At 66.4% G+C, this 26,526-nt stretch carries 19 protein-coding genes; 12 read left to right on the forward strand and 7 right to left on the reverse strand.

Translation table 11 applies throughout. The features are described from left to right. Positions 1-141 precede the first annotated feature (141 nt). Together HLH34_RS04690 and pyk are read left to right on the forward strand one after the other, a co-directional pair. A complete protein-coding gene (locus tag HLH34_RS04690) occupies positions 142-1,179 on the forward strand; it encodes an SH3 domain-containing protein (RefSeq protein ID WP_183118653.1) in 1,038 nt (345 codons plus the stop codon). Between the two features lie 74 nt (positions 1,180-1,253). Then, positions 1,254-2,693: a pyruvate kinase gene (gene pyk, locus HLH34_RS04695; RefSeq protein WP_183118449.1), complete on the forward strand. Its 1,440-nt coding sequence runs from the start codon at positions 1,254-1,256 to the stop codon at positions 2,691-2,693. Positions 2,694-2,748: 55 nt separating this feature from the next. Here the strand turns inward: pyk and HLH34_RS04700 are convergent, their stop codons facing one another. The 4 genes from HLH34_RS04700 to HLH34_RS04715 all read right to left on the reverse strand — a co-directional run bounded on the left by HLH34_RS04700 (position 2,749) and on the right by HLH34_RS04715 (position 9,676). Next, positions 2,749-3,429, reverse strand: a complete 681-nt coding sequence (locus HLH34_RS04700) for a YoaK family protein (RefSeq protein WP_264784397.1) — start codon at positions 3,427-3,429, stop codon at positions 2,749-2,751. A 420-nt stretch (positions 3,430-3,849) separates the two neighbouring features. Further along, positions 3,850-5,337 carry an efflux transporter outer membrane subunit gene (locus HLH34_RS04705; RefSeq protein WP_183118450.1) on the reverse strand — a complete coding sequence of 496 codons (1,488 nt, stop codon included), beginning with the start codon at positions 5,335-5,337 and terminating at the stop codon, positions 3,850-3,852. A gap of 4 nt (positions 5,338-5,341) precedes the next feature. Further along, positions 5,342-8,503: an efflux RND transporter permease subunit gene (locus tag HLH34_RS04710; RefSeq protein ID WP_183118451.1), complete on the reverse strand. Its 3,162-nt coding sequence runs from the start codon at positions 8,501-8,503 to the stop codon at positions 5,342-5,344. A gap of 6 nt (positions 8,504-8,509) precedes the next feature. Then, positions 8,510-9,676, reverse strand: a complete 1,167-nt coding sequence (locus HLH34_RS04715; RefSeq protein ID WP_183118452.1) for an efflux RND transporter periplasmic adaptor subunit — start codon at positions 9,674-9,676, stop codon at positions 8,510-8,512. A gap of 210 nt (positions 9,677-9,886) precedes the next feature. Between HLH34_RS04715 and HLH34_RS04720 the strand changes: the two genes are divergently transcribed. The 3 genes from HLH34_RS04720 (at position 9,887) to HLH34_RS04730 (ending at position 13,846) form a co-directional block, all read left to right on the forward strand. Further along, the gene (locus HLH34_RS04720) at positions 9,887-10,618 is read left to right on the forward strand and encodes a TetR/AcrR family transcriptional regulator (RefSeq protein ID WP_244959648.1); all 732 of its coding nucleotides are present in this window, start codon (positions 9,887-9,889) and stop codon (positions 10,616-10,618) included. Between the two features lie 359 nt (positions 10,619-10,977). Further along, positions 10,978-12,405 (forward strand): MATE family efflux transporter, encoded by a 1,428-nt coding sequence (locus tag HLH34_RS04725; protein ID WP_183118656.1) that lies wholly within the window; start codon positions 10,978-10,980, stop codon positions 12,403-12,405. Positions 12,406-12,511: 106 nt separating this feature from the next. Beyond that, positions 12,512-13,846, forward strand: coding sequence for an APC family permease (locus HLH34_RS04730; RefSeq protein WP_204737814.1), 1,335 nt, complete (start codon positions 12,512-12,514; stop codon positions 13,844-13,846). A gap of 23 nt (positions 13,847-13,869) precedes the next feature. Here the strand turns inward: HLH34_RS04730 and HLH34_RS04735 are convergent, their stop codons facing one another. Further along, positions 13,870-14,658, reverse strand: coding sequence for a helix-turn-helix transcriptional regulator (locus HLH34_RS04735; RefSeq protein WP_183118454.1), 789 nt, complete (start codon positions 14,656-14,658; stop codon positions 13,870-13,872). 86 nt (positions 14,659-14,744) lie between these two features. On the opposite strand from HLH34_RS04735, the gene HLH34_RS04740 reads away from it, so the two are divergent. Next, positions 14,745-16,172, forward strand: a complete 1,428-nt coding sequence (locus HLH34_RS04740; protein WP_183118455.1) for an amidase — start codon at positions 14,745-14,747, stop codon at positions 16,170-16,172. Between the two features lie 74 nt (positions 16,173-16,246). Then, positions 16,247-16,777 (forward strand): superoxide dismutase[Cu-Zn], encoded by a 531-nt coding sequence (sodC, locus tag HLH34_RS04745; protein WP_183118657.1) that lies wholly within the window; start codon positions 16,247-16,249, stop codon positions 16,775-16,777. Positions 16,778-16,872: 95 nt separating this feature from the next. On the opposite strand, the gene HLH34_RS04750 is transcribed toward sodC, so the two are convergent. Beyond that, positions 16,873-18,468, reverse strand: coding sequence for an alkaline phosphatase D family protein (locus HLH34_RS04750; RefSeq protein ID WP_183118456.1), 1,596 nt, complete (start codon positions 18,466-18,468; stop codon positions 16,873-16,875). A gap of 201 nt (positions 18,469-18,669) precedes the next feature. On the opposite strand from HLH34_RS04750, the gene HLH34_RS04755 reads away from it, so the two are divergent. From HLH34_RS04755 to HLH34_RS04775, 5 genes are all read left to right on the forward strand, one after another. Beyond that, entirely contained in the window at positions 18,670-19,143 is a 474-nt protein-coding gene (locus HLH34_RS04755) for an RNA polymerase sigma factor (RefSeq protein WP_220792037.1), read from the forward strand. After that, the gene (locus HLH34_RS04760; protein ID WP_183118457.1) at positions 19,140-20,063 is read left to right on the forward strand and encodes a FecR family protein; all 924 of its coding nucleotides are present in this window, start codon (positions 19,140-19,142) and stop codon (positions 20,061-20,063) included. Before HLH34_RS04755 ends, HLH34_RS04760 begins: the two co-directional genes overlap by 4 nt. A 99-nt stretch (positions 20,064-20,162) precedes the next feature. Next, positions 20,163-22,850, forward strand: a complete 2,688-nt coding sequence (locus HLH34_RS04765; protein ID WP_183118458.1) for a TonB-dependent receptor plug domain-containing protein — start codon at positions 20,163-20,165, stop codon at positions 22,848-22,850. Positions 22,851-22,963: 113 nt separating this feature from the next. After that, the gene (locus HLH34_RS04770) at positions 22,964-23,167 is read left to right on the forward strand and encodes a hypothetical protein (RefSeq protein ID WP_183118459.1); all 204 of its coding nucleotides are present in this window, start codon (positions 22,964-22,966) and stop codon (positions 23,165-23,167) included. A gap of 218 nt (positions 23,168-23,385) precedes the next feature. After that, positions 23,386-23,964 (forward strand): NnrU family protein, encoded by a 579-nt coding sequence (locus HLH34_RS04775; RefSeq protein ID WP_183118460.1) that lies wholly within the window; start codon positions 23,386-23,388, stop codon positions 23,962-23,964. A gap of 31 nt (positions 23,965-23,995) precedes the next feature. Here the strand turns inward: HLH34_RS04775 and HLH34_RS04780 are convergent, their stop codons facing one another. Next, positions 23,996-26,200 (reverse strand): methyl-accepting chemotaxis protein, encoded by a 2,205-nt coding sequence (locus HLH34_RS04780; protein ID WP_183118461.1) that lies wholly within the window; start codon positions 26,198-26,200, stop codon positions 23,996-23,998. Between the last annotated feature and the right edge of the window lie 326 nt (positions 26,201-26,526).

Consider the following 26,526-nt stretch of genomic DNA (forward strand, 5'->3'; position numbering starts at 1 on the left):
GACCTGTCCGTTCCCGACGGATCCCCCTTGCCGAGCGGCGTGGGCCTTGGCAGGGATGCAGCCATGATCCTTTCCCTATTGCCCATCCCGTCTTCCGGCGCGCGCGGTCGCGTCGGGGGCGGTACGTTGTCGATCGCCCTGATGGTCCCGGCCGTGCTGTATGCGACGGCGGCGGCGGCCCAGGGTACCACCCCCGGTGGCGCGGCCCATCACCGCCACCACCATCATCATGCGGGGACCACCACGGCCGGGGCGGCGAAGGGCGCGGCATCCAAGGGCGCGCACCGCCACCATCACGGGGCGGCCGGGCACGCGGCTTCGTCGGCCGCCCATGGCCGGCACGCCGAGGCCCCGCCGCATCACCATCATGCGCCGGCGCACCGGTCCGCCGCGACCGCGACACACCATGCGCCAGGGATTGCCACCGGGGTCGCCACCGGCATGGCCGCAGGGGCCGTGGCGGGGGCGGTGACCGGAGCTGCCGCGCCGACCGTCCCCGCGAACGGGACGGCCCCCGCCAACATGCCGCCGGCCGGGGGCACGCCCGACAAGGATCAGGACAAGGGCACGGTGACCGGCCTGCCGCTGCCGCGTTTCGCGGCGCTGCGCGCCGACGAGGTCAACATGCGTTCCGGCCCCGGGCAGCGCTATCCGATCCAGTGGGTGTACCACCGCCGCGACCTGCCCGTGCAAATCGAACGCGAATTCGACGTCTGGCGGCTGGTCGAGGATTCGGACGGGCAGAAGGGGTGGGTCCACCAGGCCACCCTGGTGGGAACGCGAAGCTTCGTGGTGCCGGGCCTGCAGCCGGTCGATCCGGCCCAGCCGGCCAGCGTTCAGCCCACCACCGCCCAGCCGGCCGCCGCTCAGCCTGGCACGGCCCAGCCTGCGGCGGGCCAGCCGGCCCCTGCCCCGGCCGGCCATTCGGATACACGGATCGTCGGCCGTCTGGCGGACCCGGCCGAAGCCGCCAGGATCCCCGGCGCCGTCATGCTGCGGTCGTCCGCCGACGCCGCGTCGTCCATCGTCGCGGTCCTGCGGCCCGGCGCGGTCGGCACGTTCCGCACCTGTGCGGCCGGCACCAGCTGGTGCCGGGTCAGCGTGCAACATTATTCCGGCTGGCTGGACCGTAGATCGGTCTGGGGCCTGCTGCCGCAGGAGACAATCCAGCCGTCCTGACTTCCGCGCCCGCCGGTCCGTTTCCAGGACCGGCGGGCCGGTCGAAGAAAAAAATCCAGAAGGAGAAAATGCCCATGACCATCGTCTCCGCGCCACGCCCCCGGCGAACGAAAATCGTTTCGACCCTGGGCCCCGCCTCGTCCGACGCGGCCACCATCCGCGCCCTGGCGGAAGCGGGCGCCGACGTGTTCCGCCTGAATTTTTCGCATGGAACGCACGCCGACCATGCCGCGCGCCACGAGATCATCCGCTCCGTCGAGGCCGAACTGGGCCGGCCGATCGGGATCCTGGCCGACGTCCAGGGCCCCAAGCTGCGCGTCGGCACGTTCGAGAACGGCCGCGTGACGCTGGAGACCGGGGCGGCTTTCCGGCTGGACCTGGACGACACCCCCGGCACCGCCGCGCGCGTGCGCCTGCCGCACCCCGAGATCATCCATGCCGCCAATGTCGGCAGCAACCTGCTGCTGGATGACGGCAAGCTGCGCCTGGTGGTCAGCGCGACCGGGCCCGACCATCTGGACACGATCGTCGCCGTCGGCGGCGTGCTGTCGGACCGCAAGGGCGTCAACGTCCCCGACATCGTCCTGCCGATCCCGGCCCTGACGCCCAAGGACCGCAAGGACCTGGATTTCGCCCTGGAACTGGGCGTCGAATATATCGGCCTGTCCTTCGTCCAGCGCCCCGAGGATGTCGAGGAAGCCCGCGCCATCGCCGGCGGCCGCGCCTGGATCATGACCAAGGTGGAGAAGCCGCAGGCGATGGACAATCTGGACGAGATCGTCCGGCTGTCCGACGCGGTGATGGTCGCGCGCGGCGACCTGGGCGTGGAACTGCCGCCCGAGGCCGTGCCGCTGGCGCAGAAGCGGATCATCCGCGTGGCCCGCCAGATGGGCAAGCCGGTGGTGGTCGCCACCCAGATGCTGGAAAGCATGATCAGCGCCCCGACCCCCACCCGGGCCGAGGCGTCGGACGTGGCAACCGCCGTGTTCGACGGCGCGGACGCGGTGATGCTGTCCGCCGAGACGGCGGCGGGCCAGTTCCCGCTGGAGGCCGTCGGCATCATGAACCGCATCGTCAGCCGGGTGGAAGACGACGCGGTGTGGCTGTCGATCATGCAGGCCAGTTGCCCCGCGCCCGAAGGCTACGTCGCCGATGCGATCGCGGCGGCGGCGGGCCAGATCGCCACCACCGTCAACGCGCGGGCCATCGTGGCCTTCACGCTGGCGGGCGCCACGGCGCTGCGCATTTCGCGCGAACGTCCGTCGTGCCCGATCATCGGCCTGACGCCCACGGACGAGATCGCGCGCCGCCTGTGCGTGGTCTGGGGCGTGCTGGCGCAGTCGGTCGGTCAGGAAACCCCGGTCCGCACCGTCGAGACGGTGGTCGACCAGGCGGTCGAAGCCGCCGTGTCCAGCGGGCTGGCCCGGTCCGGCGACAATGTGGTGATCGCCGCCGGCCTGCCCTTCGGCGTTGCCGGCAGCACCAACACGCTGCGCGTCGCCCGCGTTCCCTGAAGCGGTCGGGCCTCGCCCGAACTTGGCAAGGGCCTCGGCCCTTGCGATGCGTCCTTCAAAGCGGGCTGACGTTTTCCAGCCGTTCCAGTAGCGGGTGATCGCGAAGATAGAGCAGGAACCCCGCGCCGGTGATGGTCAGCCCGACCAGCGCGATCGCGATCGGCACCGATCGGCTGGACGCCCACGCGCCCAGCACCGCACCGCCGAACAGGCCGAAGATGGCGGCCAGGCGGCGCCAGGTGCCCCGCGCGGGGCCGCCGGCCAGGCGGCTGTCGTGCACCAGCCCATGCAGTAGCAGCGTCGCCGCCGGCAGGGTCAGGTCCGTGACCTGGGCATGGCGGGTGGCCGAGGTCTGCAATCCCATCGCGACGGCCATGATGACCAGGGTGACGTAGTAGCGCCCCACCATGTCGATCCACCAGACCGCCGCCGCCGCCAGGATCAGCGCGCCCACCCCCATCAGCAGGTCGGCGACGGTACGCCGGCGGGAATGCGCGCGCCGCACCAGCCGCCCGCCCAGCGCCGCGCCGACCAGATAGGACGTGATGGCCAGCAGCCCCGGGCCCAGGATGGATTGGGCCGAAACCAGATGCACGGCGATCAGAATGACCGTCGCGGTCATGTAGCCGGTGAAAACCTGAAGATGGGTCAGCGAAATGGCGTCCAGCGCCCCCATCGCGACGGTCACCATGATGATGGCGATGACCAGCCTGGGATCCTGGGATTGGGTTTTCACGGCGTGCGTCTTTTCACTCCTGGGGGTTTCCCGTCGGGGTTTTAGCGGGTGTCGCGGAAAATTGAACAAAAAAAGAGGTGCACCGCATTGCGATGCACCTCCTGCGAAATCAGGTCCCAGGGGTTTCGTGACCCCCGGCTTTTTTGTTCCTGCGATCGTAATGCCGCAGGTTTCTTGTTCTTGGGAGCGGGCCGTTCCGGTCTTCTCGCTCTGGTGGGTCTTTAATGACCTGTTTTTTTCTGGCCGTCAACGGAAATATATAAATAAACGTGGATCACTGCTTTTGTTGCAGTGCACAATACATTGCACTGCACAATATACGCGGACCGTGACCATCGGCTATTGCGTAACGTCCTTGCCTGAAACGCGAAAAGGCGGGCCTTGCGGCCCGCCTTTTGCAATCGTCCGGTACGCCGGTGTTCAGCCGGCCGTAGGATGCGTCGCCACAGCCGTCCTGGCCGGGGCGTGTTCCATCCAGCCGCCGCCCAGCGCCCGGTAGACGGTGATCAGATTCTGGTACCGCGCTTCCTGCACCACGATCTGGTTCTGCTGCGCAGTATAGAGCGCGCGCTGCGAGTCCAGCGTCGTCAGGTAGGAATCCACCCCCGCGTCGAAGCGCATCCGCGCCAGCCGGTAGGCGTCGGCCGACGATACGACCAGCGCGTCGATCTGGCGGGACTGGTCCAGATAGGTCGATCGCGCGGCCAGCGCGTCCGACACCTCGTGGAACGCGGTCTGGATCGCCTTTTCATATGCCATCAGCCGCTGGTTCCGCCGCGCCTTCGATACCTGGAGCGACCCTTCGTTCTGCCCCCAGGTCAGCAGCGGCACCTGTATCTGCGGGTTGATCCCCCACGTGGTGCCGCCCGAGGTGAACAGGTTGTGGAACTGCAGGCTGGACACCCCGTCCGACGCCGTCAGGATCAGGCGCGGGAAAAAGGCGGCACGCGCGGCCCCGATATCGTCGTTGGCCGACAGCAGGGCGTATTCGGCCGACATGATGTCCGGCCGGCGGTCCAGCAGGTCCGACGGCACGCCGGCCGGCAGGTCGGCCATCACGGTCTGGCGGCCGAAGGGTGCGGGCGGCGGCAGGTCGGCCGGCAGCGGCGCGCCCACCAGCAGCACCAGCTGGTTTTCGTCCTGCGCCACCTGGCGCTGGTACTGGGCGCGGTTCGCCGCCGCCTGCTCGACCTCGGTCTCGACCTGCCGCAGGGTCAGCTGGTCGGTTTCGCCCCGGTCGAAGCGCGCCTGGGTCAGGCGCAGGCTTTCCTGCTGCGAGGCCAGGGTCTGTTCCGTCACGCGCAGTTGCTCATGATCGGCCAGCCAGGCCACATAGGTCGTCGCGACCTGCGAGATCACGCTGATCAGCACGCCGCGCTGGTTTTCCGCCTGGCTCATCATCTCGTCCGTCGCCTCGCGCGACAGGCTGCGGATGCGGCCGAACAGGTCGATCTCGTAGGACGAGAAGCCGATGCCGGCCGAATAATAGCGGAAGGTGCCGACATTGCGCCCCAGCCCCGGCGCGAAGCTGAGGCCTGCGTTGTCGGACGGCCCCTGGTATATCGCCTGGCCGGTCGCGCCGATCTGCGGGAACAGCGAGGCATGCTGCACCCGGTACTGGCCCTGCGCCTGGATGACCGCGTACGCGGCCGAACGCAGGTCGCGGTTTTCGCGCACCGCCAGCGCGATCAGGGCCTGCAGGCGCGGATCGACGAAGAAATCGCGCCAGCCCAGGTCGGCCGCGGCGGTGCCGATCTGGCCGGTACCACTGGCGTGATAGGCTGCGCCCTGCGGCCAGGCCGCCGACACCGGCAGCGCCGGGCGCTTGTAGTCCGGAATCAGGGTGCATCCGGGCAGGGCCGCCATCAGCAGCAGCGCCGCCCGGCGCGGATGGAGAACTCCCTTCATTGACTTATTTCTCCTGACCGGACGGAAACGAGGCCCCGGACGGCGGCGCGTGCGGATCCGTCCGGTCCTTGATCCGGGTCACCCGGAACAGCCGCAGCACCAGAACGAAGAACAGCGGCACGAAATAGACGGCCAGCAAGGTCGCCGACAGCATGCCGCCGACCACGGCGGTGCCGATGGCGACACGCGCGCCCGACCCGGCGCCGGTCGAGATGGCCAGCGGGAACACGCCGCAGACGAAGGCGATGGACGTCATCAGGATGGGGCGCAGGCGTTCGCGCCCGGCCTTCACCACGGCCTCGAGCAGGTCGTCCCCGGCCTCGAAGAACGCCTTGGCGAATTCCACGATCAGGATGGCGTTCTTGACCGCCAGCCCCACGGTGGTCAGCAGGCCGACCTGGAAATAGACGTCGTTCGCCAGTCCCCGCGTCAGGGTCGCCACCAGGGCGCCCAGCACGCCCAGCGGGATGACCAGCAGCACCGCGAAGGGAATCGCCCAGCTTTCGTACAGGGCCGCGAGACAGAGCAGGATGACGGTCGCGGCCAGGGCATAGAGCGGCGCGGTGGACGAACCGGAGGCCATCTGTTCGAACGACAGACCAGTCCATTCGTAGCCGATGCCCGGCGGCAGCTTGGCCAGCGCTTCCTGGATGGCGGTGACGGCGGTGCCGGTGCTGTAGCCCGGCGCCGGCTGGCCCAGGATTTCGAACGCGTTCAGCCCGTTGTAATCCTCGACCTTCTGCGGGCCGACGATCCATTTGCCGGACGCGAAGGCGTTGAACGGCACCAGCCCGTTCGTCGCGTTACGCAGGTACCATTTATCCAGGTCGCCGGGCAGCATGCGGGCATCGGGCTCGCCCTGGATGTAGACCTGTTTCACCCGGTCGTCGCGCATGAACTGGTTGACGTAGATCGAGGCCAGCGCGCCCTGGATGGTGATGTTGATCTCGGCATTGGTGATGCCCAGCGCGTTCGCCTTCTCGCGGTCGATATCCAGAAGGTACTGGGGCGCGTCCTCCATGCCGTTGGGGCGCACCGCCACCAGACGCGGGTCCTTCGCGGCCGCCATCAGGATCTGGTTGCGGGCGGCCAGCAGCTTGTCATGCCCCAGATGCCCGCGGTCCTCCAGTTCCAGGTCGAAGCCGGTCGCGTTGCCCAGTTCCAGCACCGCCGGCGGGTTGATGGCGAAGATCTGCGCCTCGGGGTCGCCCCAGAAATGCATCATCACCCGCATGGCCACGGCCGAGGACGTGCGCGCCGCCCCCGGACGGACGTCCCAGTCCTTCAGCCGGATGAAGAACGCGCCGGCGTTCTGGCCCTGCCCCGCGAAGTTGAAGCCGTTCATCGAGAAGACCGAGACGACGTTGTCGCCCTCGGATTTGAGGATGTAGTCGGTGACCTTGCGGTTGATCGCGGCCGTCTGCTCCTTGGTCGAGCCCGGCGGCGTGGTCACCTGGCCGAACACCAGCCCCTGGTCCTCGTCCGGCAGGAAGCCGCCGGGGATACGGGTGAACAGGAACACCGTCAGGCCGGTGACCGCCACATACAGCACCAGCGACAGCACCGAGCGCTCCAGCATCCAGCGGATGCCGGACTGATAGCCCCGGTTCGTGCGGTCGAACGTGCGGTTGAACCAGCCGGCCGGCCCGTGCGTCTTCTCGTGCGTGCCGGGCTTGAGCATCGTGCCGCACAGCGCCGGCGTCATGATCATGGCGACCAGGACCGACAGCCACATGGCGGACACGATGGTGACCGAGAACTGGCGGTAGATCACGCCGGTGGACCCGCCGAAGGCCGCCATCGGCAGGAACACCGAGGTCAGCACCAGCACGATGCCGACCAGCGCGCCCGAGATCTCATCCATCGACACGCGCGCGGCTTCCTTGGGCGACAGCTTCTTTTCCGCCATCACGCGCTCGACGTTTTCCACCACGACGATGGCGTCATCGACCAGCAGGCCGACGGCCAGCACCATGGCCAGCATGGTCAGGGTGTTGATGGTGAACCCCAGCGCCGCCAGCACCCCGAACGTGCCCAGCAGCACCACCGGCACGGCAATGGTCGGGATCAGGGTCGCGCGGAAGTTCTGCAGGAACACCAGCATCACCAGGAACACCAGGCCGATGGCCTCGAGCAGGGTGATGACGACCTCCTTGATCGACAGCACGATGAAGGGTTCGGTATCCAGCGGATAGACGACCTTCAGCCCCGGCGGGAAGAATTTCGACAGCTGGTCGATCTCGGCGCGCACGGCGGTTTCGGTCGTCAGCTGGTTCGCCCCGGGCGCCAGCTTCAGCGCCATGCCGACCGTGGGCTTGTTATTGTAGTACGAACTGACGGTGTAGCTCTGCGGCCCCAGTTCGACCCGCGCCACGTCGCGGATACGCACCTGCGAGCCGCCCTGCTCCACATGCAGCAGGATGGCGCCGAATTCCTCGGGCGAGGTCAGGCGGGTCGGGCCGATGATGGTGGCGTCCAGGCGCGCGCCGGGCTTGGCGGGCAGGCCGCCGATCTCGCCGGACGAGACCTGGATGTTCTGGGCCTGGATCGCCGCCTGCACGTCATTGATGGTCAGGCCGTACTTGAACAGCTTGCCGGGGTCCAGCCAGATACGCATCGCGTATTCCGAGCCGAACAGCGTATGGTCGCCCACGCCCGAGACGCGGCTGATCGGGTCGGAGACGTTCGACGCCACGTAATCGGCGATGTCGAAGCCCGACATGGACCCGTCGGTCGAGATGAAGGCCAGGACCAGCATGAAGTTCTTGACCGCCTTGGTGACGGTCAGGCCCTGGGCCGTGACCTCGGCCGGCAGGCGCGGCTGGGCGAGCTGCAGCTTGTTCTGCACCTGGACCTGGGCGATGTCGGGATTGGTTCCCTGCTCGAACGTCAGGTCGATTTCCATCTGCCCGCTGGCATAGGACTGCGCCGAGACGTACTCGAGGTGGTCCAGCCCGTACATCTGCTGCAGGATGGGCCGCACGACGGTGTTGTTGACCGTTTCGGCCGACGCGCCGGGATAGGTGACGCTGATGGCGATCTGCGGCGGCGCGATGGAGGGGTACTGGGCGATCGGCAGGCGGAAGACCGAAACGGCGCCGACCAGCATGATGACCAGGCCGATGACCCATGCGAAGATGGGCCTGTCGATAAAGAAACGCGACATGGACGATTATCCCGCCTTCTGCCCCTGGGGGGCATCCGTTTGTGCGACCTCGCTGGGATTGACGGTGTCGCCGGGGTGAATTTTCTGCAGGCCGCTGACGACGACCTGTTCGCCGGGCTTCAGCCCCGCGGTCACGATCCAGTCGGTACCGACGGCCGGCCCCGTGGTGACGGGGCGGATCGACACCTTCTTGTCCGCGCCGACGACCATGACGATGGGGTCGCCGTGCGGGGTGCGTGTCACCGCCACCTGCGGCACGCGCAGGGCGGTGGGATCGACGCCTTCCTGCAATTCGGCGTGCACGTACATCCCCGGCAGCAGCAGGTGCTCGGGGTTGGGGAACACGGCGCGGACGACGACGGTCGCCGTCGTTTCGTCCACGTTGACCTCGGAGAATTCCAGGCGGCCCTGGGTTTCGTAGCTGCTGCCATCCTCCAGCGTCAGGCTGACGGTCGCGGCGTCGTCGCCGGCGCGGCTCAGCCGGCCCTGCTTCAGTTCGCGCCGCAGTTCCAGCAGGCGCGTGGCGGGCAGGTTCACGTCGACATAGATCGGGTCGAGCCGGGTGACGACCGACAGGTTGGAGGTCTGGTTGACGGTCGCCAGCGCGCCCACCGTCATCAGCGACCGGCCGATGCGGCCGCTGATGGGCGACAGCACGCGTGTATAGGCCAGATTGACCGCCGCCCCGCTCATGGTGGCGCGGGCCAGGGCGATATCGGCGTCGGCTTCCCGCGCGGTGGCCAGGGCGTCGTCGTAATCCTGCCGGCTGACGGCATGGGCGCGGGCCAGCGGGCCGTAGCGGTCCAGCCGGGCCTGGGCCGTAACCCGGGCGGCCTGGGCGCGCAGCAACTGGGCATGCGCCGAATCATAGGTGGCCTGGTACGCGGACGGGTCGATCTGATAGAGTTGCTGGCCCGCGGTGACGTCCGAGCCTTCGACGAACAGCCGCTTCTGGATGACGCCGTTCACCTGGGGGCGGACCTGCGCGATCTCCACCGCCTCGGTCCGGCCCGGCAGGTCGGTGGTGAGTTCGACCGGGCTGGCGCGCAGGGTGATGACGCCCACCGCCTGCGGCGGCGGTGCGGGTGGGGCGGCCTTGCGGTCGCAGCCGGCCAGCGCCAGCGACGCGCCGGCGGCGAGAAGGACGGCACGGAAGGGACGAGGGTGCGTCATTGCGTATATCAACCCTGGAAAAGACGTGGTGCGGCACGAACTGGGGCACGGGAATTCGTGGGCCAGGCGGCCCCTGAACCAGACCCATGCATAAGCGGCATATGGAAACTGCGTGGTTTTCTTGATCGGAAACTATTTCGTTTCTAAAATCCGGTCAATGGCCCCCGAGGGGCCCCCCCGCCGAACCAGACGCTACGAGGAGAACCGGTAATGCCCGACATCGGGGCCACGATACCGGCCATGCCGCCCCCGCCTGCCGACGACGACGCCGCGTGCCAGGAGAAGCGATGCCCGGGGCGACCGCCCGTGCTGGAGGAAGGCGAACGGCGGGACCTGATCATGCGGGCGGCCTGCAAGGTACTGCACGATCATGGCTACCATTCCGCGTCGATGGACAAGCTGGCGCACGTGTCCGGCATGTCAAAGAAGACGATCTACCAGATGTTCCCGTCGAAGCACGATTTGTTTCGGAATCTGATTCGCGAACGGCTGTTCGACGGAAAATACACGCCGCTCATCGGCTGCTTCGCCACGCCCGAGGACGAGCTGGTGGCGATCCTGCTGTCGATCGCCACCAACGTGCTGCAACCCGACCGGATGTGCCTGATCCGCGCCATCGTGGGCGAAATCCGGGATTCACGCGAAATCCGCAAGATCATGGACAGCATCGAAATCAGCGGCCACAGCAACCAGGTCGAGGCCTGGCTGTCCCGTCAGCAGGCCGCCGGCGGCTATGCGATCGACGATGTGGTGGAGTTGGGCCGCGGCCTGTTCGGCATGACCATCGGCAAGATGATCCTGGCGGAACTGTTCCACTGCCGCGAACCGGCCACTCCCGCGGCGATCGAGGCCAATATCCGCCGCTGGGTGCGGTTCTTCCTGCGCGGCCTGTCGGGCGAGGGCGCTTGCGCGGGGCACCGGGCGGTGGCGCTTTCCGCGTGACGTCGGCCCGCCCGGCATAGGCATTAATTTTGAGTCAATTTCGCGGGCCATCGGGCGGGGCGTCGTCCTTGACCCAGCAAAGGGCCTAGCCCTTTGGAAACCCGCGACTTTATAAAACGAATGGGATGCAGGGGCCTTGGCCCTTGCCGGGTTCGGGCAAGGCCCGGCCTTCCAAGCGGGCTTCCGCCCGGCGGGAAAGCGGCTATCATCGCGGCGATGAGTGCAAGACACGTCCGGAAGGTCGCGATCCGGGCCGCCTGGGCGGCTGGCGACCGGACCCCGGACCGCGAGAACACCGGATCGACCATGGAGACCGCGCGGTGACGGGCCGCCCAGCCCGATTCTGTTCCGGCGCCATCATGCGCCATGTGGTGGTCATGGCCGGGACCGGCGCCATCGGGCTGATGGCCGTCTTCGCGGTCGATCTGCTGAATCTGTTCTATATCTCGCGTCTGAACGACCCGGCCCTGACGGCGGCCATCGGCTTCACCGGGGCGGTCGGCTATGTCCAGATCGCGGTGTCGATCGGCATGTCGATCGGGCTGGGGGCCGTTACCGCCCGGCAGATCGGCTGCGGCCACCACGAGCGGGCGCGGCGGATCGCGTCGTCCTTCCTGCTGGTGATGATCGCCACGACCGCGCTCCTGGGCCTGGGCATGCTGCTGTTCTCGGCCCCGATCCTGCATCTGTTCGGCGCGACCGGACGGGCGGCCGAACAGGCCGGGCGCTATATCCGCATCGTCTCGCCGGGCTTGTGGCTGATCGCAGTGGGCATGGGCTGTTCCAGCCTGCTGCGCGCCGTGGGCGACGCGCGGCGGTCGATGAACGTCACGCTGGTGGGGGCGCTGGCCTCGGCGGCGCTGGACCCGCTGCTGATCTTCGGGCTGCATCTGGGGCTGGAAGGGGCGGCGATCAGCACCGTCCTGTCGCGTGGCTTCGTCGCGGCGCTGGGGTTTCATGCCGTCCGCCGGCACGACATGCTGGAATGGCCGGCCGCGCGCTACATCCTGTCCGACGCGCGGCTGGTCGGCGGGGTGGCTACGCCGGCCATCCTGACCAACCTGGCGACGCCGATCGGCGGGCTGGTCGTCACCCATGCCATGGCCACCTTCGGGCTGGCCGCCGTCGCGGGACAGGCGACGATCGACCGGATCGTGCCGGTGGCCTTCGCCTTCGTCTTCGCGCTGACCGGGTCGGTCGGCCCGATCATGTCGCAGAATCTCGGCGCCGGGCAGCTGGACCGTGTGCACCAGACGCTGGTCGCGTCGCTGAAGCTGGTGGCGCTGTGCGTCGCGGTCACGTGGCTGATCCTGCTGCCGGCGCAGAATCTGGTGGTCGCAGGCTTTTCGGCACAGGGCACCACCGCGGCGCTGATCCGCCTGTTCTGCACCTGGACCGTCGGCGGCTACGTCTTCATCGGCATGCTGTTCGTCGCCAACACGGCATTCAACAATCTGGGTTTCCCGCTGTACTCCACCCTGTTCAACTGGGGGCGCGCGACCCTGGGCACGATCCCGTTCGTGTGGATCGGCATGCGATACGGGCCATGCGGCGTGCAGATCGGCCAGGTGCTGGGCAGCGTCGTCGTCGGCAGCTGGGCGGTACTCAGCGCTTTTTCGGTGGTGCGCCGGCTGAAGCCCGGACGGGTGACACCCGGCCTGGCGACCGAACTGCCGGCCCGTACGGCCAAGAGCGCGATGGTGGAACTGGACGAGCTGGACGAGGAACAGCAGGTCGCCGACGATCTGGCGGACCGTCCCAGCAACCGGACGGCAACGTCAGCCTAGCCCGACCCCGGCTGGGACAAAGCCCTGCCTTCGCGGGCCGGCATACCCCCTTGGGATTATGGTCACGCGCGCACCGCCGCGTCATGCTGCCGTCGCAGGGAGGGGCGTGGTGGACGGCAATGTGAAACTCGACCGGACGCTTGGCCTGGGGTCCGTCGTTCTATTCGGCCTGGCCTATATGGCGCCGATGATCGTCCTGGGCACCTTCGGCACGCTGGCCACCGCCAGCCGGGGGACGACGGCGATGTCCTACCTGATCGCGGCGGCGGCGATTTTCCTGACGGCCATGAGCTATTGCGTCATGTCCCGCGTCCATCCGGTGGCGGGGTCGGCCTACAGCTATGCCCGGCGGGCGATCGGCCCCGGCATCGGCTTTCTGGTCGGGTGGGCGGTGCTGCTGGACTATATCTTCCTGCCGATGGTGATCTGGCTGATCGGGGCGGCCTATCTGGCCTTCGCCTTTCCCGGCGTTCCCGGCGGGGTCTGGATCATCGGCTTCATCGTTCTGACGAGTGCGATCAACATCGTCGGCATCGCCTGCGCGAACCGGGTCAATATCGTCCTGATGCTGGTGCAGATGGCCGTGCTGGCGGCCTTCCTGGGGCTTGCGGCCCGCTATGTGCTGCTGCTGAACGGTCCGGGCGGGCTGGTGTCGGTTACCCCGTTCTTCACGGCCGGCGTCCCGTTTTCGGCGTCGGTGGCCGGGGCCGCGATCGCCGCCTATTCCTTCCTGGGCTTCGACGCCGTGACGACCCTGGCCGAGGAAACGCGCGACGCCAGACGGATCATGCCGAAGGCGATCCTGGTCATCGCCCTGGGCAGCGGGCTGATCTTCGTCCTGTCCGCCTATCTTGCGCAGTTGGCCCATCCCGGAGCGGCGTTCGCCTCGACCGACGCGGCGGCCGCCGAAGTTGCCCGGGCCATCGGCGGCGATCTGTTCGTGACGGTTTTCCTGGCCACGCTGGTGGTCGCGCAGTTCACCTCGGGCCTTGCCGCGCAGGCCAGCGTCGGCCGCCTGCTGTACGCCATGGGCCGCGACAGGGTCCTGCCGCCGGCCTTCTTCGGCAGGCTGCATCCGCGCTGGCTGACGCCGGCGTTGAATCTGCTGCTGGTCGGCGGGATCGGGCTTGCGGCGCTGGCCATGGATGTCGCGACCTCAGCCTCCTTCATCAATTTCGGCGCCTTCCTGGGATTCGCCACCGTCAATCTCTCGGTGATCGCGCTGTATCTGAAGGGCGACAGGCGCATTCGCGCGCTGGGGGCGCTGGCGGGTGTCGTCGTTCCGGCGCTGGGCGCGGTGTGCGATATCGTCCTGCTCTGGCACCTCGACCGCCACGCGCGGCTGCTGGGCCTGGCGTGGCTGGCGCTCGGGGTCGCCTATCTGGGTTGCCGGACACGCGGCTTCCGGCGCACGCCGCCCGACATGGAGTTCGCCGGATGAGGCGGTCCTCATGCCCGGAACCTTCATGCCCAGAACAGGCGGAACAGTTCGGCCTGGCTGGAAATGGCCAGCTTGGCGTAGATCCGCCGGCGATGGACCTTGACCGTGTTGGGCGCGCACCCAAGCACCGCCGCCAGCGACGGGGTGGAATGGCCCTTCAGGATCAGGGTGACGATCTCGGTCTCGCGCCGGGTGAGGCGCTCATGTTCGATCCTGGCTACCGGCCCTGCGCCGTCACATACGCGGCCAGGGGCGAGAAACCAGTGTCTCTGCCCGAACGCGCAGACGATCGGCGCGACGGAGTGCAGGCGATCCCGTTCCCCGGCGGTGAAGGGGGGCGCGGGGCCAAGGCGGGACAGCGACAGCACGCCGACATGCCCGCCGTCCAGCGGCAGGACGAAGCCGATTTCATCGACGATCCCCGTCGCGGCGTAATGCAGCCGGTAATATTCGGTCTGCGTGAAACTGTCGGGTGCGCAGTCCCGCATCGCGATCATGCGCGGCTGCCCGTCCGCCCTGACGGCGTCGTGGAACGGGTCCAGCACGAAGGCGCCGGTCAGGTAGCGATCGACGATCAACGCGCGGTCCGCCACCAGCCTTTCGCTATACAGATCGAAGGCGCGACCCTCGGGCGAATAGAAAAAGCCGTTCATCATCTGCGACGGCGCCAGCAAATCCAGCGCCGCCCTCAGGGCGTCGGGAAAGTCGCGGGTGCCGATCGCGGTGGCGGCCGCGCCCAGGGACGCATTCCAGGCGTGGAAGGACGGGAAGTCCACGGGGGAGCCGGCCAGCGGCCCGGGTACCCAATCCATGAAACGCGCCCCTGTTCCTGCCGCCCCGGGAAAGGGAGCAGACCCGCCCCCCGGAGGCAAGCCTGCGCTCCTGTCGCGGTGGCGTCATGACCCATCCGCTGGACCTGCCCGCGCGGGAGATCGCACGCGGCGTGCGTGCGGCCACGTTCAGTGCGGAATCCATCGTGGCGGAATCGATCCGCCGCGCCCGGAGCATCGAGGCCACGCTGAACCCCTTCACCCTGATCCGCGCGGCGCAGGCGATGGAGGCCGCCCGCCGCGCCGACCAGGCGGTGGCGCGCGGTGCTGAGACCGGGCCGCTGCACGGCGTGCCGTTCGTGGCCAAGGACCTGACCCCCACCGCCGGCGACCTGACGACGCTGGGGTCCTGGACGCGCCCGGACTGGGTACCGGACGAAACCGCGCTGTGCGTCCGTCGCCTGCAGGCGGCGGGCGCCATCCTGATCGGCAAGACGACGACGCCGGAATTCGCCTATTCCAGTTTCACCAGCAGCCCGCGCTGGGGCGTCACCCGCAATCCGTGGAACCCGGCCCGCAGCCCGGGCGGGTCGTCGGGCGGGTCGGCGGTCGCCGTGGCGACAGGGGTGGTGCCGTTCGCCGAGGGCACCGACATGGGGGGCTCGGTCCGCATTCCCGCGGCGCTTTGCGGCGTCGTCGGGTTCAAGCCCAGCCTCGGCCGGATTCCGATGACCATCCTGCCCAGCCTGTTCGACAATATCTCGCATTTCGGCCCGCTGGCCCGTAGCGTCGATGACGCCGCCGCCTTCATGGAGGTGACGGCGGGCGGCAGCGACGAGGATATTTCCTCGCTGCCGATCGACTTCGACGGCGCGGCGGCACGGGCCGGCACGTTACGCGGCCGGCGCTTCGCGCTGTCGCTCGATCTGGGCTATTACGCCGTCCAACCGCAGGTCGCAGCCTTGGTCCGGCAGGCCGCCGACGCGCTGCGCCAGGCGGGCGCCGTGGTCGACGAGGTGGCGCTGGACTGGACGCGCGCCGTCAACGACCAGTGGTTCGACCTCTGGTGCGTGTTCATGTCGGCCTATTTCGGCGACGAGCTGGCCACCCATCGCCCCCGCATGGACCCGGCGGTGGTCGCGATGATGACGCGCGGCCTGGCGATGGACGCCATGACCTACAAGCGGATCGACCTGCTGCGTACCGCCATGTGGCGGGACATGGCCCGGCTGTATGCGCGGTACGACGCCCTGATCTGCCCCACCTGCGCCATCACCGCGCCTCCGGCGGGCGCAACCGACGACGATTATGCCGCCACCCTGCCCGACGGCCGCTTCGGGGGGCTGGACATGACCTGCCCCTTCAATCTGCTGCCGCAACTGCCGGCGCTGTCGATACCCATTGGATGCGCGGCGGACGGGCTGCCGGTCGGGTTGCAGATCGTCGGCCACCGTTTCGCCGACGAGCAGGTGCTGGCCTGGGGCGCGGCGCTGGAGACGATATTGTCCGCCCCGGCCTGCCCGGCCGCGGGGGACGTCGCGAACATGATATTCTGACCCCGGGCGGGAAGGATGCTAGCGTGCCGACGCCCGCGCCGATCGGCCGGACCAGAAAGAAGAAGGAAATCGCAATGTTCAATCGGGGCCTTAAACTGTTCGCCGTCCTTGCGTGCGGGCTGGTGTCGATCCCCTCGCTTGCCTCTGCGGCCGATACGGCCTCGGGCGACCTGACAGGGGCCGACGGCACGTCGAAAGGGACGGTTCAGGTGACGGCGGCACCGAAAGGCGTGCTGGTCCGCATCCAGGCCAAGGGCCTGACACCCGGCTGGCACGGCGTGCACTTCCACGAGAAGGGAAATTGCGCCACGCCCAAATTCACCAGCGCGGGCGGGCATGTCCACGCAGTGACGCCCGTGGTGCATGGCCTGCTGAACCCGGAGGCGAATGACGCGGGCGATCTTCCCAACCTCTATGTCGGCCCGGACGGTTCGGCGACGGTCGAGCTGTATTCCACGCTGGTCTCGCTGACGTCGAAAGGCGGCCATCCGCCCCTGCTGGACGCCGACGGCGCGTCCCTGGTGATCCACGCCCATTCCGACGATTACCAGACCCAGCCGATCGGCGGCGCGGGCGACCGGGTTGCCTGCGCCGTACTTCATTAGGAAACCCGAAGGACAGATCGGGCGTTGCCCGAACCCACCAAAGGGCCGAGGCCCTTGCCGGGTTCGGGCGGAACCCTGAGGGCCCGGATGGACTCTCAGGCTTTTTGCAGGCCCGGTCGTCCACGTTCCACGGCAAAGCTTGCATAGGTCGAAAGCTGGCCGTCATGCTCCATGACCTTGTCCACCACTTTCAGGTCCGCGTGCCAGACGTCGCGCCCGACATCGCACAGCACGTAACCGCGCTTGTCCGTGGTCGCCTTGAGCTGCGGATTTTCGCGGCGGACGGACCGGCTGAACGCATCGTCGTCGCCCAGCCCGTCTGAACCGGACGAAATGGAAGTCGCCAGGAACTCGACCGAGACGGGTTTGGGATAGTCGGGGTCGTAGACCAGATCGCCTGCGAAATGACGGTGGGCGTCGCCAGTCACGTTCACGACATTGCCGGGGCAATGCTGATCGATGAACTGCAGCAGGCGCTTGCGCGCGTAGAGATAGCCGGACCACTGGTCCATGCTGTAGATCAGCTCGGAATGTGCCGACTTCCGATGGGCCAGATCCATCATCATGACCTGGTGCGCCAGCATGTTCCACCGCGTGTCGGACCGGCCCAGCCCGTCGAACAGCCATTGTTCCTGCGGCGCACCCATCATGGTGCGCTCGGGCGACCAGACATCGGGCCCCTGCGGCGCGTCATGGTCGCCATAGACCTGGTCGCTGCGATACTGCCGGGTATCCAGAACGAAAATATTCATCAGGTCGCCGTACCGGAAATCACGGTACATCTGCATGTGGCTGCCATCGGGCAGGGAACGGATACGCAGCGGCATATGCTCGTAATAAGCCTGCATGGCGGACGTGCGGCGTTGACGAAAAACCTCGGGCGGCGTGCCGTCCTGATCAGTGTCGCCCGCCCAGTTGTTATCGACCTCATGATCGTCGGAACTGACCAGCCAGGGCGCAGCGGCATGGGCGGCCTGCAGGTCCGGGTCCTGCTTGTACAGGGCATAGCGGCGGCGATATTCGTCCAGCGAGTAACATTCCGGGCCCACATGGCGACGGAGCGCCTTGAACGGGCGGCCGTTCATCTTGTGGATGCCCTCCCCGCTGTCTTTGCCTTCGTAAATATAGTCACCGTAATGGAAGACGAAGTCGATCGGCTCGTTCGCGATGGCGCGCCAGGCGGTATAATAGCCCTGTTCGTAATGCTGGCAGCCGGCCGCGGCGAAACGCAAACGCTGCACCGGTGCGCCCGGCAGCGGAAGCGTGCGGCCGCGGCCGATGGCGCTTTCATAACCGGCAATGCGGAAGCGGTACCAGTACGGCCGGTCGGGTTGCAGTCCTTCGACCTCGACATGCACGCAATGCGCCAGTTCCGGATGCGCAATGGCCTGCCCGTTGCGGACAATGCGGGAGAATTTTTCGTCGTCTCCCACCTCCCAATCGACCAGAACCGGGCGCAGCGTCATGCCGCCGCCCTCTTGCAGGGGCGACGGCGCCAGCCGCGTCCACAGCACGAATCCGTCGGGTGACGGATCGCCCGACGCTATGCCCAACTGAAAGGGCGAGACGTCAAAACGAGGTTTTCCATCGAGATTTCGCGGCGTCGCCGCCTGAAGATGTTTCAGCCGCGTGGACAGCAGCAGGCCCGCGCCCATTCCCGTCAGCAACGTCCTGCGCCTTAGAAACACCATCCGGAAGTCCTCCCTCGAAGGATGAGGCGGCTATCCGCCCTGCATACCGTCAAGACAAACAAGAAGCCCGCATGCCCACACCGCCCCCTCTCTTTTCATAAAATTGTCACGGAACTGTCCCGGCAAATTCCGTAATGGACAGGCATCATTTTCCAGACATCGTTCTGAACCGGGATTGCAAGACCCTTGGCGGAAGATTGGTTGCCCTGTCAGACGGAATGGCTGCGCCTCTATCGGCGGGTTCGTGCCCTCACGCGCCGGGACGACGCCGAGGATCACCTGCAGGCCGCTCTTCTGAACTATTTCGAACGGCCCGAGGGCACCGTTACGAGTCCCGAAGCCTATATCACCCGAAGCGCGCTCAATCTCTCCCTCAATGCCCGCAAACGGGAACAGAACGGCTGCGTCGCGCCGGCGGACCGGAATGAGATGCTTGTGGAGGTACGGGATCCGGCCCCGTCACAGGAAGAAGCCTATGCCGCGACCCAGCTCATGGCGCGCTTTCAGGAAGGCTGCGCGCAGCTTCCGGAAAAGACGCGGCAGGCCTTTCTGCTGAACCGCGTCGAGAAAATGAAATATCGCGACATCGCCGCCACGCTGGGTATCAGCGAAAGCAGCGTTGAAAAACATATCGCCAAGGCGCTGGTCTTTCTTTCATCCTGGGTCAATCCTTGAAATATCACCCGAACACCTCCAACGTTCAGAAACGTGCCGCCGAGTGGATCGCGCGCCTGCATGCCGACGACTGCACGGATCGCGACAGGGACCATTTTCTGCGCTGGCTTCATAGCGACCGCCGTCACGCCACCGTCTTCGAACATCTGACCGACCTGTGGGAGATGGGTGGTGGGGTCGTCCTGCCGCACGCCGCCGCCGTGCGCCCCAAGGAACGCGCACACCGCTTCACCCGGCGGCATGCGCTGGCCTGCCTGGGCGCCGGTGGGCTGCTTCTGACGCCCCTGTCACGGTACGCGCATGCGAAACGTGTGCTGGAAACCGGCGCCGGAGGGCTGCGCAGCGTCACCCTGGCCGGGCAGACACGATGCCAGCTCGACACCAATACCCGCCTGGTGCTGTCGGATGGCCGGCCCGCCGTTCTGGAGAAAGGGCAGGTTGTCCTGTCCACGGAAGTGGTCGCCCACATCTCGGCGCGGGACGTCGATCTGCATCTTCCCGTTCATACAACGGCAGATATCCGCATCGACCCGGGCTGCACCGACGTGACGGCCATTCGAGGCCGGGTCTTTCTGCACGACCCGCGCCTTCCCCGGGACGGAACCTGGATCAACCCCGGCCAACGCCTGCGGATCTTCCGTAACGGAAGGATGGATGTGGACACGCCCGACCTGGATGAACTGCTGTCCTGGCGAAGCGGGCGCCTGATCTTTCGCAACCGTTCCCTTCGCGACGTCATCGCGGAAATCAACCGCTACACGCCGCGGGAAATCGTCCTCGCCGCGCCGGCCCTGGCGGACCGGCGGCTGAGCGGCGTCTATTACGTTGCGCAGGGCGACAGCTTTCTTCAGATGCTGCCCCGCCTTCTGCCCGTCAGGCTGGTGCCCGTGACAGAAGGTTTCAAAATCGTTCCTGTATGACGTTTTCATGAAACCGCGCCTCCATGACGGAGGATTCCCGGTTTTCATCTGTCTTCCTGCCGAGACCGCCACCGCACGCGACAGCAGGACACACGATTCATGACAGCCCACCCCCGGTCCATCCTTCAATCCGTCCTTCTTCTGACGGCAGGGGCCTCCATTCTTACGCCGCCCGCCCTGGGCGCGGCGTCCGGCACCACCGCCGTGCATATTGCCCGGCAGCCGCTGGATCAGGCGCTGGAAGCACTGGGACGGCAAACCGGACAGAGCATCGTCTTCCCGCCCGAACTGGTTGCCCATCACCAGGCCCCGGCGGTCAACGGCACCATGACGCCGGGCGAAGCCGCCCACCGGCTGCTGTCCGGCAGCGGCATGACGGTGGAACCCATGCCCGGCGGCGGCCTGGTCGTGCACAAGGCAAGCGCCGCCCCTTTCAAGCGCACGGCCCGCAAGGTGCGCGCAAGCCAGGCTGAGAGCATCGAGCAGGTGGTTGCGACCGGTCATCACACCCGGTCGGTCATGAGCATCAGCGGCGACCAGATACAGGAGATGATGCCCGGCCAGAACCCCATGCAGGCGCTCGACCTGCTGCCCGGCGTGACCTTCACCAACGTCGATCCGTGGGGCAACAACGAGCAGAATTCCAGCATCTTCGTGCATGGATTTTCCAATACCCAACTGGGTTACACGCTGGATGGCATTCCGCTGGGTGCTGGTGCGTACGGAAATTACAATGGTCTTTCCCCGCAGCGCGCGGCCATCAGCGAAGATATCGGGCGTACCTCGCTGTCATCCGGCGCCGGCGCGCTGGGAACGGCCTCGACCAGCAACCTGGGCGGGACGATCGAATTCACCACGCGCGATCCCAAGCGGAAGGCGGGGGCCACGATCCGTCAGACCTTTGGCGAGTACTCCACGTTCCGGACATTCGCCCGTGTCGATACCGGCCAGTTCGGCAACGGCAATGCGGCCTATTTCGCGTTTGCCCGGCAGGACGCCCGTCCGTGGAACCTGGGCCCGGCCAACCGCCAGGGCGGTTACCAGGTCAATGGCAAGTTCGTCCACAGGGATGAAAACACGACCGTCACCGCATATTTCGACTGGCAGAACAAGGCCGAGCCGAACACGCAGGGCCTGACCGCGCCCACCGATCTTTATGCCCGTGGCGCCTTCTATCCCGACCTCGATGCGGCGATGGCGAATTATCCGTCCGAGTCCTCGAAGGCGAAAGCGCCGGGCGCGCCGAACAATCTGTATTACTTTTCCGCCGCCCAGCGGACCGACTACCTGACCTACGTGAATATTTCCCACAAGTTCGCGCCGAACCTGACGTGGGACAACCAACTGTATTTTCATTACGATGACGGCGCAGGGGTGGTCGCCACCTCGGTCCGCACGAATGCCATCCTGACCATTCTGGGCTCGTACCTCGATCCGACGGGCACGAAATACATCAAGAACGGTCAGTTCACCTACACCGTCGCCGGAATCGACCCGAAGGTCTGGGACGCGACCGGCGGAACCGGCTATGCCGTCCGCACCACGGAATATGACGATTACCGTGGCGGCCTGATGAGCACCCTGCATTACCATATCGGCCACCATAATATCGAAATCGGCGGCTGGTATGAACGCAACAACAACAGCCAGGGCCGCTACTGGTACCCGCTGACCACCACGAATACGCTGACGCCGTACGAAACGCCAAAAAACCCGCTGTTCACGCAATGGAACAACGTGTTCTTCACCAATACGTTCGTCACCCACCTTCAGGATACCTGGCGGGTCACGCCCCATCTGACACTGACGGCGGGGTTCAAGTCGGAACTGGTCTATACCAACGGCACGCTGCCGGTCGCGGCATTGCCGCAATCCCTTGCCGCCGCGGTGACGGGCGCCAAGACGCTGGTGGACACAAGTACCCATACTGTTCCGGGTGGCACGATCCCGTCCGTCGAGCCGTTCCTTCCCGCGTTCGGCGCGTTGTGGAGCTTCACGCCGCATGAACAGCTCTTCGCCAACATCCAGGAGAATATGAACTCCTTTGCCCAGACCGGGTACGGTTCGACCTCTCCGTGGGCCGTCACCACCCAGGATGCGTTCGAGGAATTCAAGCGGACAGGCAAGCCGGAGACATCCTGGACCTACGAGACCGGCATCCGTACCAGCCATCCGCTCCGGGCCGGCCCGCTGACGGGCATCAGCGGACAGCTCGAATATTACCATGTGGACTTCTACAACCGTCTGGGCGCCATCAAGCCGCCCAACCAGGGCATTTCCGGCGTTGGCGGCACCGTCGCCAACCTGGGCAACGTCTCGACGAACGGCATGGACCTGTCCTTCACGCTCCGCTTCGGTCCGCATTTCTCCGTCTACGACACGGTCTCGTATATCAGCAGCATCTACGGCAACGACTTCATGGACGGCGCCACGCTGTATGCGACCAAGGGCAAGAAGGTGCCTGCCATTCCCGTCTGGTCCGACAAGTTTGTCATCAGCTACAACCAGGGTGGTTTCAATGCCCAGTTGAATGGCAGCTATATGGGTGTGCGCCCCGGCACGCTGACCAACAGCGTCATGGTGCCGCCGCGCCTGCTGCTGGGCGTCAGCTCCGGCTACACGTTCCAGCATATTCCGCACATGGACAGCCTGAAACTGCAGTTCAACATCAGCAACCTGACGAATGCCCGCTCGTGGTCGTCCCTCACCCCCGGTGATGCCGATACCTATGTGGGGTATCCCACCCCGCCGCGCATGTTCTTCGGAACGATCGGCGCGTCTTTCTGACGGACATACGCCCGGCCCTTTGGTGTGACACCGCAGGGCCGGGCCCCGCGCACCAGCGATGATGAACGTCGCATGCCGTGATATGCTGGCCCCGCACAATGGGGGCGAGCACCATGGCCAGACTGACCGAGGAAGAACGCGCGGCATTGCCGGACACGGATTTCGCGTTGCCGGGACGGCGTTACCCGATCCCGGACGCGGCGCATGCGCGCGATGCGCTGGCGCGGGCCAGCGCGATGCTGAACGAGGGGCATCTGAGCCCCGATGAGTATGAGACCGTCGTCCGCCGCGCCCGTGCGCGGCTGGGCGAAGAATAGGCCGGGCTCTGCCCGAACCCAGCCGTTATCCAGGATCGGGGGGCTGAGGCCCTGGATCCCGATCCTGGATAAAATGACCTGGCTTTCAGGGCAGCGCCCTGAGGCATGCCGCGAAAGAGCCGGCACCTGTGCGGGAACCCGGTCATATCACGATCGTTTCGGCTGAACGGGCAGCCTGTCCCGATCATCACCGCACAGCCTCGAAGGGACGCCGCGTCATGCTGCTGCTGATCTGCGGTCTCGTCCTCTTTCTGGGTATGCATTCGGTCCACATGATCGCGCCCGCCTGGCGGGACCGGCGGGTCGCCTCCTGGGGCCTGATGCGCTGGAAGGGCGTCTTCTCGCTGGTCTCGCTCGCCGGTCTGGTCCTGATCGTGATGGGGTTCGGCATGGCACGGATGCAGCCGCACATGCTGTATGGCCCCCCGGCGTGGCTGCGCCATGCCAATGCGCTGTTTACGCTGGTGGCTTTCGTTCTGGTCGCGGCGGCCTATGTGCCGCGCAACCACATCAAGGCCCGCCTTGGCCATCCGATGCTGGCCGGCGTCAAGACATGGGCGTTCGGCCATCTGCTGGCCACCGGCATGGTGCATGACGTCGTGCTGTTCGGCCCGTTCCTGCTGTGGGCCGCACTCGATTTCGGGGTATCCCGCCGGCGCGACCGGACGGCCGGCACCGTCTATCCGGCCGGATCGGCGCGGGGCGATGCGACGGCGCTGGTCATCGGCGCCGTCGCCTGGACAGGCATGGCGCTCTGGCTGCATGCCGCCCTGATCGGCGTGCCCGCCCTGGCCTGACGATCGTCCACGGCACCCATCGCCGGCTTTGTCAGGCGCTGTCGCGCAGCCGGTATTCTACGATGTTGGTGCTGCCGGGCACCCGGAAACGGTTGATGAGGGCCGTCAGCCTTTCCGTCTCGCCTGCCAGGCTGCGGGATGCGGCGCGGGAATGGTCGGCGGCGGCGGCGTTCTTCTGGGTCGTCTGGTCCATGGAACTGACCGCGATATTGATTTCCGACAGGCTGGAGGATTGCTCCTGCGCCGCCACCAGAATCTGGTTCAGACTGTCGCTGATGCGGGCAATAAAGTCCGAAATGTCCTTGAGCGCCTTTCCGGTATCGCTGACACATTTCGAGCCCGTCTGGATCTCGGAACCGGTCTTGCGGACCAGGGTGCCGATGTCCTTCGCCGCCTGGGCGCAGCGCAGGGCCAGGGCCCGTACCTCGCTGGCGACGACCGCGAAACCCCTGCCGGCCTCCCCGGCCCGGGCGGCCTCGACCGCCGCGTTGAGCGCCAGGATATTGGTCTGGAACGCAATCCCGTCGATGGCTTCGACGATGGTGACGATCTGCCTGGAACTTTCCTCGATCCGCTGCATCGCCTGATGGGTCTGCCGCATGATTTCAGAAGAGGCGGTGGCGGAGCCGCGTGCCTGCAGGCCGATTTTCTGCGCGGCGCCGATCTGGGCTGCCGAGCTGGCCACGCTTTGCGTGGTCTCGGTGACCGCGGCGACCGTTTGTTCGAGCGCGGCCGCCTGCTGCTCGGTGCGCTGGGCCAGGTCGTCCGCCCCGGAAGCGACATCCGACGTTCCCGTGCGGATGACCCGGCCGGACGCGGCGATTTCCGACAATGCATCGGCAAGCTGGCGGACGGACTGGTTGAAATTCCGCCGGAGGGGTTCGAATTCCAAGGGTAGGCTGTCGCTCAGTTCAAAGGACAGGTCGCCCTTCGCCAGCTTGCTCAGGCCCTCGTCCATCGTCCGGATGACCCGGTCGACGTTTCTGATCTTTTCTTCTTCTTCCTGCCTGGCCTTCTGTTCGAGCCGTTCGTGCCGGCGGCGGGTTTCCGCCGCTTCCACCTCGGCATGCCGGGCCTTCAGCAGCGAGACGCGGAAGCCTTCCAGGCCCTGTGCGACCATGCCGATCTCGTCACGCCGGTCCGTCCCCGAAATCCTGTCGTCATACCTGCCGTGGCTGAGATCGGACACGGCGGCGAGCAGGTTGCGGAACGGTTTCCTGATCAGCCTTCCCGAGATGAGGTAGATGAGCAGCACCGACAGCACCATGAGGACGAAGCCCGACGTTACGAGCGCGACCACATTGTTGCGCACCGGGGTACTCAGGGCGGATACCGGCACATCGACGACCAGGGTCCAGACGTTGTCGAAGCCCGGGATCACGAAAGGGATCATGATCCGCTCCTGCGTGCCGCCCTGGAAACCCCGGATGATCTGGATCTTGCGGGTGGAAACCGCCCGGGAAAGTTCGCTTGTCCCTTCCCCTTTGTAGGGCTGCATCAGCAGCGTCTCGTCCGGGTTCGCGATCCAGAGCATATCGTCGGAGATCAGCGCGATGTTCCTGCTGCCGAATATGTGCGCATTGCCCAGCAGGGTGACGATCCAGTCGAGCGGCGTGTCGATACCGGTCACGCCAATCTTCTTGCCGTCGAAGACCACGGGATAGGCGAACGAGACCATTTCCACATGGTTGCTCTCCGCCACATAGGGGGCCGTCAGTATCCCGTTCCCCCGGGCCATCGGCAAAGTGTACCAGGGATGGTCGTACTGTTCCTTGATGGCGTGATATTCGATCGACTTGTCGGCCTTCCGGGTAAAATAGGGAAAGAATATCCCGTTCGAATTGCTGCCGATCGCATGTGCGTCCCTGCGGCCGTCGAAGCCCGAGGGCGTTTCCTCCATCCACATGCCGAAGCTGTCGGTGAAGCGCGTTTCGCTTTCATTGAGCAGGCTGAGGACTTCCGCCCGGTTGCCGGTCCCGGCCTTGTGGGAGGCCTCGATCGATCCGGCTGTGCTGCGGACTATCGCATTCTGCTGGGACATTCGCGTTACGATCTGGTCCACCAGGATCCGGCTCTGCGCGGTGGCTTCCGAGAATACGCTTTTTTCGACCTGCGATTTCATCATCCATGCCGAAATCGTCACGGCCATCGCCTGGATGACGATGAAGGCAAGACCGCACATCAGGACAATTCGCGTGGGCAGGCTGTTCCGTGGACGATTCGAATGAGCAGGCATCAGGAACTCTATCCTTTTACTCTCACAGCCTTCCAACGGGCGAATACCGTCTTTATCAACCTACATCGTTTCCTGAGAAAAACAATTTGCGCCGCCCGGGGGCGAAGGTCGGGCATTGCCCGAACCCAGCCGTTATCCAAACTCGGGGGCCCGAGGCCCTGGACCCCGATCATGGAGAGCGGATTGGTCGGCCAAAGGCCGGTGGGTTTTGGCGGGCTTCAGGTCCGCGCCCCGAGGCCTGTCGCAAAAGAGCTGGTCATACCGCCAGCTTTGCGCACACGGGGCGTCGCCCCTCGAGCCACCAAAGGGCTTGGCCCTTTGGATGC

This window comes from Gluconacetobacter azotocaptans (assembly GCF_014174355.1).
Taxonomy (GTDB): Bacteria; Pseudomonadota; Alphaproteobacteria; order Acetobacterales; family Acetobacteraceae; genus Gluconacetobacter; species Gluconacetobacter azotocaptans.

Excerpts from the sequence above, each read along its gene's own strand:
- HLH34_RS04690 (WP_183118653.1), top strand. The coding sequence starts at position 142 with ATGGTCCCGGCCGTGCTGTATGCGACGGCGGCGGCGGCCCAGGGTACC.
- pyk (WP_183118449.1), top strand. The coding sequence starts at position 1,254 with ATGACCATCGTCTCCGCGCCACGCCCCCGGCGAACGAAAATCGTTTCG.
- HLH34_RS04705 (WP_183118450.1), bottom strand. The coding sequence starts at position 5,337 with ATGAAGGGAGTTCTCCATCCGCGCCGGGCGGCGCTGCTGCTGATGGCG.
- HLH34_RS04710 (WP_183118451.1), bottom strand. The coding sequence starts at position 8,503 with ATGTCGCGTTTCTTTATCGACAGGCCCATCTTCGCATGGGTCATCGGC.
- HLH34_RS04715 (WP_183118452.1), bottom strand. The coding sequence starts at position 9,676 with ATGACGCACCCTCGTCCCTTCCGTGCCGTCCTTCTCGCCGCCGGCGCG.
- HLH34_RS04720 (WP_244959648.1), top strand. The coding sequence starts at position 9,887 with ATGCCCGACATCGGGGCCACGATACCGGCCATGCCGCCCCCGCCTGCC.
- HLH34_RS04725 (WP_183118656.1), top strand. The coding sequence starts at position 10,978 with ATGCGCCATGTGGTGGTCATGGCCGGGACCGGCGCCATCGGGCTGATG.
- HLH34_RS04735 (WP_183118454.1), bottom strand. The coding sequence starts at position 14,658 with ATGGATTGGGTACCCGGGCCGCTGGCCGGCTCCCCCGTGGACTTCCCG.
- HLH34_RS04740 (WP_183118455.1), top strand. The coding sequence starts at position 14,745 with ATGACCCATCCGCTGGACCTGCCCGCGCGGGAGATCGCACGCGGCGTG.
- sodC (WP_183118657.1), top strand. The coding sequence starts at position 16,247 with ATGTTCAATCGGGGCCTTAAACTGTTCGCCGTCCTTGCGTGCGGGCTG.
- HLH34_RS04750 (WP_183118456.1), bottom strand. The coding sequence starts at position 18,468 with ATGGTGTTTCTAAGGCGCAGGACGTTGCTGACGGGAATGGGCGCGGGC.
- HLH34_RS04765 (WP_183118458.1), top strand. The coding sequence starts at position 20,163 with ATGACAGCCCACCCCCGGTCCATCCTTCAATCCGTCCTTCTTCTGACG.
- HLH34_RS04770 (WP_183118459.1), top strand. The coding sequence starts at position 22,964 with ATGGCCAGACTGACCGAGGAAGAACGCGCGGCATTGCCGGACACGGAT.
- HLH34_RS04775 (WP_183118460.1), top strand. The coding sequence starts at position 23,386 with ATGCTGCTGCTGATCTGCGGTCTCGTCCTCTTTCTGGGTATGCATTCG.
- HLH34_RS04780 (WP_183118461.1), bottom strand. The coding sequence starts at position 26,200 with ATGCCTGCTCATTCGAATCGTCCACGGAACAGCCTGCCCACGCGAATT.